9 protein-coding genes are annotated in these 9,897 nt (G+C 42.9%); 7 read left to right on the top strand and 2 right to left on the bottom strand.

Annotated elements, in window-relative coordinates; translation table 11 throughout:
- Window positions 1–207, top strand: a 207-nt coding sequence (locus QZZ55_RS00050) for a DMT family transporter (RefSeq protein ID WP_293264009.1), incomplete at its 5' end; no start/stop codon positions are given.
- A gap of 16 nt (window positions 208–223) precedes the next feature.
- Here QZZ55_RS00050 and QZZ55_RS00045 read toward each other — a convergent pair.
- Entirely contained in the window at window positions 224–748 is a 525-nt protein-coding gene (locus QZZ55_RS00045; RefSeq protein WP_293264007.1) for a cyclic nucleotide-binding domain-containing protein, read from the bottom strand.
- A 312-nt stretch (window positions 749–1,060) separates the two neighbouring features.
- On the opposite strand from QZZ55_RS00045, the gene QZZ55_RS00040 reads away from it, so the two are divergent.
- The 6 genes from QZZ55_RS00040 to QZZ55_RS00015 all read left to right on the top strand — a co-directional run bounded on the left by QZZ55_RS00040 (window position 1,061) and on the right by QZZ55_RS00015 (window position 8,116).
- A complete protein-coding gene (locus QZZ55_RS00040; RefSeq protein WP_293264005.1) occupies window positions 1,061–1,975 on the top strand; it encodes a LysR family transcriptional regulator in 915 nt (304 codons plus the stop codon).
- Window positions 1,976–2,134: 159 nt separating this feature from the next.
- Entirely contained in the window at window positions 2,135–3,154 is a 1,020-nt protein-coding gene (dctP, locus tag QZZ55_RS00035; RefSeq protein WP_293264003.1) for a TRAP transporter substrate-binding protein DctP, read from the top strand.
- 88 nt (window positions 3,155–3,242) lie between these two features.
- A complete protein-coding gene (locus QZZ55_RS00030) occupies window positions 3,243–3,878 on the top strand; it encodes a TRAP transporter small permease subunit (protein ID WP_293264001.1) in 636 nt (211 codons plus the stop codon).
- Window positions 3,879–3,884: 6 nt separating this feature from the next.
- Entirely contained in the window at window positions 3,885–5,186 is a 1,302-nt protein-coding gene (locus QZZ55_RS00025) for a TRAP transporter large permease (RefSeq protein WP_293263999.1), read from the top strand.
- 207 nt (window positions 5,187–5,393) lie between these two features.
- The gene (locus QZZ55_RS00020; protein WP_293263997.1) at window positions 5,394–6,947 is read left to right on the top strand and encodes an MBOAT family protein; all 1,554 of its coding nucleotides are present in this window, start codon (window positions 5,394–5,396) and stop codon (window positions 6,945–6,947) included.
- An 8-nt stretch (window positions 6,948–6,955) separates the two neighbouring features.
- Window positions 6,956–8,116: a hypothetical protein gene (locus QZZ55_RS00015; protein ID WP_293263995.1), complete on the top strand. Its 1,161-nt coding sequence runs from the start codon at window positions 6,956–6,958 to the stop codon at window positions 8,114–8,116.
- Window positions 8,117–8,330: 214 nt separating this feature from the next.
- On the opposite strand, the gene QZZ55_RS00010 is transcribed toward QZZ55_RS00015, so the two are convergent.
- The gene (locus QZZ55_RS00010) at window positions 8,331–9,821 is read right to left on the bottom strand and encodes a CoA-acylating methylmalonate-semialdehyde dehydrogenase (protein ID WP_293263993.1); all 1,491 of its coding nucleotides are present in this window, start codon (window positions 9,819–9,821) and stop codon (window positions 8,331–8,333) included.
- Window positions 9,822–9,897 lie beyond the last annotated feature (76 nt).

Below are 9,897 nucleotides of genomic sequence, written 5' to 3'. Positions count from 1 at the left end.
CTTGAGCCGCATAAAGTAGCGCTTATTTTTGCAGCAGAGCCCGTGTTTGCCCACATATCAGCATGGTTGTTTTTAGATGAAACCCTTGGTGAAAAAGGTATGATAGGCGCTGGGTTGATACTATCTGGCATGCTCATTTCAGAACTGGCAGACAGAAAACGCCCTGCTAAGATCCATCCTTTAGATCACACGGCTTCACCAGACTAAGGCAATAGTTCACTCGTCATAGATGTGCATTTTTTTTAGTCTTAATTGCAGCCGTAGATTTTTCTGTATTTAGGTCAGCACAAAGCCCATCTAAGAGATTAATCTCACGACTCATTTCACGGGTGATATTAATAAGAAAGATAACAAAGTCCGCGGGGAATTTCTCACAAACCTGATGAAATAAAGATGATGAAATTTCTAACACATAGCTTGGCTCTTGAGCAATAGCATGACCTCTACGCTCATGTAGACCAATCATTCCGACAAAGCCTATTTGCTCGCCCACATTGAAACTTCTAATGAAAATGCTTTTGTCTTTCTTCTGGCGAGAAAAACCGATTCGACCGCTAAGCAACACAAAGAAATGCCCAGATTCTTCCCCTGGCGAAAACAGTAAATCGTCTTGTTCACAAAAACGGATTCGCCCTTCAGACAACAAGTGCCCTAAACAGTCATCGCTTAAAGCCCCAAACATTGACAACTCTCTACAGTAATCAGTTGGGAATATATCTTTTACCGCTGAATAGGTGTGTAACTGCATAACAAGTTCCTAACCTTGCACTACTAACGCATTCTGTTAATGAGTATAGCGTACTCGATCAATTAAATAGCGCCGTAATGCGACTCCTCAAACTAATCCTAAAAATTTTTAACACTCAAGTCTCTACTGATAAGACACTAAGTTTGTGGTATTTATCCAAAAATTTGCCATGAAACAAATATATACATTCTTAGTAAAGATAATAAAGGCGCTCAATCCACGTTGAACTTCACATTTAAGTTTAAAAAAAAGTAATATAAAACCGTTTACTAAAATAAAATCAAACCTAAAATACCAAACAAGAGCAATATCGTGAGCAAAATAAAATTCAAAGGTCAGCTAAGCGATATTGATCTTCGCTTACTTCGAATATACAAAGTAGTTGTCGAATGTGGGGGATTTTCAGCTGCTGAAGTTGAACTTAATATTAGTAGAGCGGCTATCAGTATTGCCATGTCAGACCTTGAAAGCCGCCTTGGTTTTCGGCTCTGCCAACGAGGAAGGTCAGGGTTTTCTTTATCAGAAGAAGGAGAGCAGATTTATCACTATACACTGCAACTACTTTCCTCTCTTGAAGACTTTCGCACCCAAGTCAACACGCTGCATACACAACTCAAAGGTGAGTTAAACATAGGCATCACTGATAACCTCGTTACCATGCCACATATGAGGATTACTAACGCGCTATCAGCACTAAAAACCCAAGGGCCAGACGTAACGATAAATATCCGGATGAGCCCCCCTAACGAGATAGAGTTAGGTGTACTTGATGGTCGGTTACATATTGGAATAGTACCGGACTTACGTCCTCTTGCAGGCCTTCACTACTTTCCGCTTTACCAGGAAGAATCCCAGCTCTACTGCTCATTGGATCATCCTCTCTTTGAGGCAAAAAACACTGCATTAAAAACGCTTGATGATTGGGATGCGGTCGTGCCCGCGTATGCACAAACGCCCGAAATCAAAGCCTGCCACCAGCAATTAAAATCAACCGCAACCGCCACTGATAGAGAAGGCATTGCCTTCCTTATTCTCACAGGGCGTTACATTGGTTATTTACCGGCACACTTAGCTGAGCAATGGGTAGGCGCAGGAAAAATGCGCGCCTTACTCCCTGAAAAATATAACTATTCGACTCAGTTCTCTGCGATAACCCGCAAGGGTGCGCGCTCCAATTTAGTCTTACAAACCTACCTAGAAAACCTTACCAACACCACCCAATCCTAAGAAATTTAACCTGACCTCTAAAACAATACAGTTAAGTAATTACTTAACTGTATTAAAAATATTTAGGATTTAACCAACTTTCTGCTTAACGCAGAATCATCATGCTTCACATCGAATGAAGCACGGAATGACCATACAAAAAAAATATCAGAGGTCACTATGACATTTACGAACAACGTCAAATCTATTATTACAAGCTGCGCACTCGCAACAACACTGTCCATGTCGATTGTTGAATCATCTCAAGCAGATGAAACATTCATTCTTGCTCAAGCAATGACGACAGATCATATTTTCCATGCATCTTCTGAAAAATTTATGGCTGAATTAGCAACCAAGAATTCAAGCTACTCAGCAGACTATCATCCTGGCGGTGATTTAGGTGACTGGACTTCACAATTTGAACAAGCCATGCAAGGCGTCATTCCCATGACGATGACGTATGGTGCTTCTGAGTTTGATGGTCGTTTAGATCTAACATGGCTGGGCTATGTTGTTGATAGCTGGGACAAAGCCCGTGAAGTTTATGGCCCTAACGGCCCAATGCTTGATGTGTATAACAAAATTCTTGCTGACAACGATCTTGTCTCTTTAGGTATTATTCCTGCAGGCTTTGGTTCTATCACTATCCGTAAAGGTGTAGGAAAAATCCCTACAAACTTCCCAGAAGATGCTAAAGGCATAAAAATGCGTGTAGTACCTACACCACTTGCTGTTCAGCGCTTTAAAAACTGGGGCTTCTCTGCTGTACCAATGCCTTTTTCTGAGCTTTATACAGGGCTTCAGCTAGGCACAGTTGATGGGCGCGCTTTTGGTCCTGCTGTTGAAATATGGCAGATGCGCGATGTGCTAGAAAGCTACATTCTGACACGTGACTACTTTGAACATGCTTTTTGGTTAGTCAATAAAGATTGGTGGGAAAATCTACCAGCAGCTGAGCGCGAGAAGATTCAAGCCGCCGCTAACGACACACTCAAATGGGCATGGCAAGAAGCTGAAGCAATCGACAACAGTTATTTGGAAAAAGTACGCGACCACGGTATTAAAATCGTAGAGCTAAATGACCAAGAGCTGGAAAAAGCAAAGCAAGCATTGTATGCCAGCGAATGGCCATACATGGAAAAAATCGTGGGTAGCGAAATCATGGGCATGATGCGAAAAATCGCAGGCATTAACTAATCAAAATTTAAAATTAGTTAATGATGTCTACGCCGCCACCTCTCTCTGAGATGGCGGCATTTCCTCCAACCTCTTTGAGGTAGCCCCGATGACCGTGCAAAAACACACTGCGGGTGATAGCAGCGTTTATAACTTTGATCCCGACCTATCTGACCACCCCGCTCCCCCTCACCTAAGCGCTATTCCTGAAGATAAGCCTCAAGGTATAGAACGCTTCTTAATAAAATTCGAGCAGATTCTCGACTGGATTTTTCGTGTACTGATGATCATGGCAGGGCTCGGTTTATCTTTTTTAATGTTCGGCCAGATCATCATGCGTTATGTGATCGAATCCCCTTTCGCAGGCATAGAAGAAGCGGCTGTATTACTGGGTGTTTGGATCTACTTTTTAGGTATGGGTTACGCAACCCGTGTACGAGAACACATACACGGCGGCATTGTTACCCTCATCATTACCGACCCTTACAAAATCAACATGATTCGTTTTGCAGGCTCTATTATCAGTATGACAGCGGCTTGTATTTTTGGTTACTTCGCCTTCAAGTATGCACTGTTCGTTATTGATAAAGGGCGCATGAGCATTAACCTCCAATGGCCTCGTGGGCTCTGGAGCGGCAGCATGATTGTGGGCTTTTCAATGATGGCTGGCTACTTTCTTCTGGAAGCTATCAATGAGTTTCGAGCATTACGTAAAAGCCGTCAGGCTCGTTGTCATCAGGAGTAACCTAAAATGACTATTTTTCTTCTTACTATGCTGCTGGTTGTCATTTTACTGCTGGCTGAAATCCCTGTTGCTTTTTCTTTCGGTATTGGCGCACTCACTTTTGCCTACACCACAGGCAATAACATATCTTTTTTGATCCCTCACGGCTTTAAAACGGCCAGTGGCTTTGCATTACTAGCCTTACCGTTATTCATCTTTGCCGGCATATTAATGGCCGAAGGCGGGATATCCGATAAGTTACTCAACTTTGTTAACGCCTTCGTAGGCCGAATCAAAGGCGGATTAGGCGCAGTTACCGTGCTTACTTGTGCATTATTTGGCGCAATTTCTGGTAGTTCATCTGCCGCTATCGCGGCAATCGGCCAAATTATGATTCCGCGCATGGTGAGAGAAGGCTACCCAGAGGGTCATGCCACAGCCTTAGTTGCTTGCTCTTCTGTCTTGGCATTGATGATCCCCCCCAGTATTCCCATGATCATCTTTTCGATAACAGGCGGGCTTTCAGTAGGCGCGGCGTTTCTGTCAACAATCATCCCAGGGATTATGCTTACACTGCTTTACTGCATACTGAACTTCTGGTTCTTACGTAATAATGATCAAATCAAAGTAGAAGCACCACTTTCGTTTAAAGAAGCGACGGTGGGTGTTGCTAAAGCAGGTTACAGTGCAGGATTTGCTCTGCTTATGCCGATCATTATTCTTGGCGCTATTTATAGCGGTATCGCCACACCAACTGAAGCAGCAGCCATTGCTGTGATCTATGCTATCCCTGTAGGGCTCTTTGTTTATAAAGGCTTATCACTACGCAGCCTTGGATCCGTTACCGTAAGAGCAGTAACTATGACAGGCTCCATTATGGCTGTCCTGTTTTTCTTGTTCATCATGAGCCGGGCGATGATTCTTGAGCAAGTCCCTAAAGAGTTAGCAGAAGCATTACTGCAGATATCGGATAACAAGTATGTGATTTTGTTATTAATCAATGTTCTACTGCTACTTATCGGCATGATAGTTGACGATATTTCAGGCAGTGTATTGGCAGCGGTAATCTTCTTGCCAGTCATACAACAGCTAGGCATAGATCCTATTCATTTTGCTGCTGTCGTTGGCGTGAACTTAGGTTTAGGTAATGTATCGCCACCCTGCGCTCCGATGCTTTATATGGCGGGCGGGGTTAGCAAACTCTCGTTGGATAAATACATAAAACCCACCCTAAAGTTTCTCTGCTTCGGCCACTTACCCATGGTGTTACTGGTAACATTTGTTCCGGAACTGTCACTGTTTTTACCGCATTTAGTCATGGGGAATTAAACTACTTATAACGTATTTCGCTTTTCATCAGACGAATCTAGATTTAGATTCGTCTGCTTTTTAGCTTTAGAAAAAGCTATATTCACCTGCTATTCACATCTCTCTTTTTAAAAAAATCAGAACTAAAAGCCTGCAGTTTTTTACACCCCCCAATGATAATATACTGGAACCCTTAACGAACGGATCTTCAAATAAGAAAGGTATTTAATGCTATTTAATTCCGCCGAATTCATCTTTGGATTTGTTCCTATTGTTTTATTTGGCTTCTTTTGGATAGCCAGCCGCTTCGGTAACGAATCAGCCATACTCTGGTTAGTATTATCATCCTTGTTTTTTTACGGCTGGTGGGATCCAAGCTATCTTCTGATTATTCTTAGCTCAATGGTATGTAACTACCATCTGGGCCGGCATATCTACAATAGAAAATGCAAATGGTTACTAACTGCGGGGGTAGTAGGCAACCTTGCTGTTTTAGGATACTTCAAATATGCAGGTTTTCTGGTCTTCAATCTAGCCTGGTTAACCAATAGTGACTGGTCTATCGAAAATATAGTTTTGCCATTGGCGATATCCTTTTTTACGTTTCAACAAATTGCTTATCTAGTCGACTCCTACAAACAGGTGACTGAAGAATATCGCTTTATTCATTACGCTTTATTTGTAACTTTCTTCCCACAATTGATAGCCGGACCTATCGTCCATCACAAAGAAATGCTGCCGCAATTCCAAAGTAATAATGCGTTTCGTGTTAACGCTAATCATATAGCAATCGGCATCAGTATTTTTGCGATTGGCCTTTTTAAGAAAACAGTGATAGCCGACGGTATGGCCGACTACGCTAACCCTGTATTTAATGCAGCAGATGCAGGTTCTGCACCTGACTTATTACTCGCATGGTCTGGCATACTCGCTTATACCTTCCAGATATATTTCGATTTTTCAGGATATTCAGACATGGCGCTGGGATTAGCTCGCATGTTTGGCATCATTCTCCCTCTTAACTTTTACTCTCCTTATAAAGCCCGCTCTATTGCCGAGTTTTGGCGACGCTGGCACATTACACTATCGCGCTTTCTCAGAGATTACATTTACATACCTCTAGGGGGGAATCGTAAAGGACAAGGTTATCGTTATCTTTTTCTTATGACGACTATGCTATTAGGTGGGCTATGGCATGGTGCCGGTTGGAACTTTGTCATTTGGGGAGCCCTCCACGGAGGCTTTTTAGCGGTACATCAAGGCTGGCGCTTATTGAGTGAACGCCATGCCTGGTTACAATTGCATGCATCTATTGCTTGGCTCATCACTATGCTGGCTGTCATTGTTGCATGGGGCTTTTTCCGTGCCACTAGCTTAGATGGTGCATTAAGTATTTTACAAGGAATGGTTGGGCTTAATGGTGTCGCGATACCAATGGCCATCCTAGCCCGCTTAGGTGAGGTAGGTGTGATACTTCAATCATGGGGCGTGACAGGCTACCACGGCGGTGCAAGCCATTTAGTATCAGCATGGATCTATTGCCTATTACTTATCCCTGTTGTTGTTTGTTTACCTACTGTACAAGATCTATTTCGCCAGCATCACGCATCGCTAACCAATATAGAAGAAACAGCAGGCGCAGGTTTTTGGCTTGCTCCACGCTTCATACGTAAGCTTGCTTGGCAACCGGCACTGGTATGGGCAAGCTTTTCATCTTTATTACTTGTCATTGGTTTAATGACGCTTGGGCAAGTCAGCGATTTCCTCTACTTTCAGTTTTAAAGGGCAGTATGAACACATATCTAAAGCAATTTTCTACTGTCACAGTTTTACTGCTAATCATTATCGCTTCATTAAACTGGGCAGTAGACCCATTCGCCATATGGCACAACCGTTGTGTAGAGGGTTTAAATTGTCATAAAACAGAAGCCGGAGACAAAATATACCTAACAAAAGCTTATCAATGGCGTCACGTTAATTCCGACATCGTCATATTAGGTAACTCTCGGCCAGAGTTAGGCCTCAATCCCAGCAGCACTCATTTTAAAGGGAAAACAGTCTATAACCTTGGAATAAGAGGTGCAGGAGTAGGTACACAAACCAAACACCTACTAAACCTGCTGGAAACAAGCACACCTGAGCGCGTAATACTAAGCATCGATTTTTTAGATTTTCTTCAACGCTCAACATCTACAGTTAACTGGCCGCCTAAACCTTATCCTAGCTCTAATATGCCACTAACTTTACTACAACAGCCCAACCCTTATTACTTCAACAATAATATAAAAGCGCGCTTAGCTACTTTATATTCGCTGGATACTACCCTTGCGAGTATCAAAACCCTGGCAAGACAACACCAACAGACAAACTACACAACCCTGGATGGATTCAATCAAGCGCAAGGTTTTATCCCTATCGTCAATAATGAAGGCACTCAAGCGTTGTTTGACCAAAAACGGCAAGAGCTACTAAAAAGGCTAGACGGGAAATCATATAGCCTAGCGGATAAACAGGGGCAATCTAGCAGCGCTAACTCTTTGAAAATATTGGTTGATACGCTAAAGAACAAAGGTATTAAACTAGATATCTTTATCAGTCCTTATCACCATCGCTATCTTGAGATTGTTAATCAAACAGGCCATTTCGAACTTTATCTAGCGTGGAAACGAAAGCTAGTTAACCAGTTATCCACATTAGACTTTTTCCCTCAGGGAACCCTATTAGATTTCAGTGGTTTCAACCGATACACTCTTGAGCCGGTACCCAAAGGGCGTGGGGAGTTTATGAAATGGTATTGGGAACCATCACACTACCGAGAAGAGCTTGGAGAAGTGATTATTGAACACATTCTATCAAGCAATACTGAGTTCAAACTGACAAAAGAAAACATCGAACCACGACTAGCTAAAGAGAAGTCTGCGATTAATAGCCTCCACGCTAGCTCAGAATAACCACCCTCTGCTTTCATTATTGCTGTCTTCTTACCGTACTCACAAAAAAAGCAGGCTCTGATAGATCAGAAGCCTGCAAAAGGATAGTGCTAGCAATAAAGTAAAACTTGTTGATAGAGTAGTCACTATCGGAAAAGTAGGCGCTATCAAAGATAGAACTGACTACTCCAGGGAGAAAATCTGAGGAGCAAAACATAGCTCCTCAGAAAAACATCTAGCTAGGGAAAGAAAACGATACACCTTCACGTACACCGCTTGAAGGCCAGCGCTGAGTAATCGTTTTACGTTTAGTGTAAAAACGTACTGAATCAGGACCGTACGCGTGAAGATCACCAAACAATGAGCGCTTCCAACCACCGAAACTGTGATAAGAAACAGGCACAGGTAGTGGTACATTGATTCCGACCATACCCACCTGAATATTATCAGAGAAGTAACGTGCTGCTTCGCCATCACGGGTAAAGATACAAGTACCATTGCCGTATTCATGATCATTGATCAGCTGCATCGCTTCATCCATCGTATTAACACGTACGATTTGCAATACAGGGCCAAAAATCTCTTCCTGATAGCTAACCATTGAAGGCGTTACGCCATCAATCAATGTTGCACCAACAAAGAAACCTTCTTCATAGCCAGCTACTTGAGGGTTACGACCATCAACAACAATGGTTGCTCCGTCTTTTTCTGAACTATCGATATAGCCCACAACTTTCTGCTGATGCTGGCGTGTAATAACAGGACCAAAATCATTACTGCTATCCGTGGCTGCGCCAACTTTTAATGACTGCATGGCAGCACTCATTTTAGCGACCAACGCATCTGCCGCCTGATCACCCACAGCAACAGCAACAGATAGAGCCATACAACGCTCACCTGATGAACCAAAAGCAGCACCCAATAACTGGTTTACTGCATTATCCATATCAGCATCAGGCATAACAATCGCATGGTTTTTAGCCCCACCTAAAGCCTGACAGCGCTTACCATTGGCATTAGCTGTGCTGTAGATATACTCAGCAATCGGTGTTGAGCCAACGAAACTTACTGCTTTAACACGGACATCTGTTAACAGTACATCAACCGCTTCTTTATCACCGTTAACTACGTTCATAACACCTTTAGGAAGGCCCGCTTCTTGTAGCAGTTGAGCAATAAACAACGTAGAGCTAGGATCACGTTCAGAAGGCTTCAAGATAAATGTGTTACCGCAGGCGATAGCCATAGGGTACATCCATAACGGCACCATCGCAGGGAAGTTAAAAGGAGTAATCCCTGTAACCACACCTAACGGCTGAAACTCACTCCATGAATCAATATTTGGGCCTACATTTTTACTATGCTCGCCCTTAAGCAGCTCGGCAACACCACAAGCATACTCAACATTCTCAATACCACGCTGTAATTCGCCTGCTGCATCATGGCTAATTTTGCCGTGTTCTTCACCGATCATTTGACAAATTTTATCAGCGTTTTGCTCTAACAAAGCCTTAAATCGAAACATAACAGCCGCACGTTTACCCACTGGCGTATTACGCCATTCTGGGAAAGCAGCCTGTGCAGCAGCAATCGCTTCTTCCACTGTTTCTGCTGATGCCAACGCCACTTGCTTAGTAGCTTTACCTGTTGCTGGGTTAAATACATCTTGAGTACGCGCTGCATCAGTACGCATTTCACCGTTTATTAAATGGCCTACAGTTGTCATCTTCTTTCCTCGAATTTTTTTATTGTTGCAAGCTTATGCAAGTTCGTTAATCGACTCACCTAGCGCATTAATTACG

Origin of the sequence: Neptunomonas sp., assembly GCF_016744175.1 — a bacterium.
In the GTDB taxonomy this organism is placed as follows: Bacteria; Pseudomonadota; Gammaproteobacteria; order Pseudomonadales; family Balneatricaceae; genus Neptunomonas.
This window is presented reverse-complemented; position numbering and strand designations above follow the sequence as displayed.

Bases quoted from the DNA above. Each gene is read 5' to 3' on its own strand.
- QZZ55_RS00045 (WP_293264007.1), bottom strand. From the start codon at position 748: ATGCAGTTACACACCTATTCAGCGGTAAAAGATATATTCCCAACTGAT.
- dctP (WP_293264003.1), top strand. From the start codon at position 2,135: ATGACATTTACGAACAACGTCAAATCTATTATTACAAGCTGCGCACTC.
- QZZ55_RS00030 (WP_293264001.1), top strand. From the start codon at position 3,243: ATGACCGTGCAAAAACACACTGCGGGTGATAGCAGCGTTTATAACTTT.
- QZZ55_RS00025 (WP_293263999.1), top strand. From the start codon at position 3,885: ATGACTATTTTTCTTCTTACTATGCTGCTGGTTGTCATTTTACTGCTG.
- QZZ55_RS00020 (WP_293263997.1), top strand. From the start codon at position 5,394: ATGCTATTTAATTCCGCCGAATTCATCTTTGGATTTGTTCCTATTGTT.
- QZZ55_RS00015 (WP_293263995.1), top strand. From the start codon at position 6,956: ATGAACACATATCTAAAGCAATTTTCTACTGTCACAGTTTTACTGCTA.
- QZZ55_RS00010 (WP_293263993.1), bottom strand. From the start codon at position 9,821: ATGACAACTGTAGGCCATTTAATAAACGGTGAAATGCGTACTGATGCA.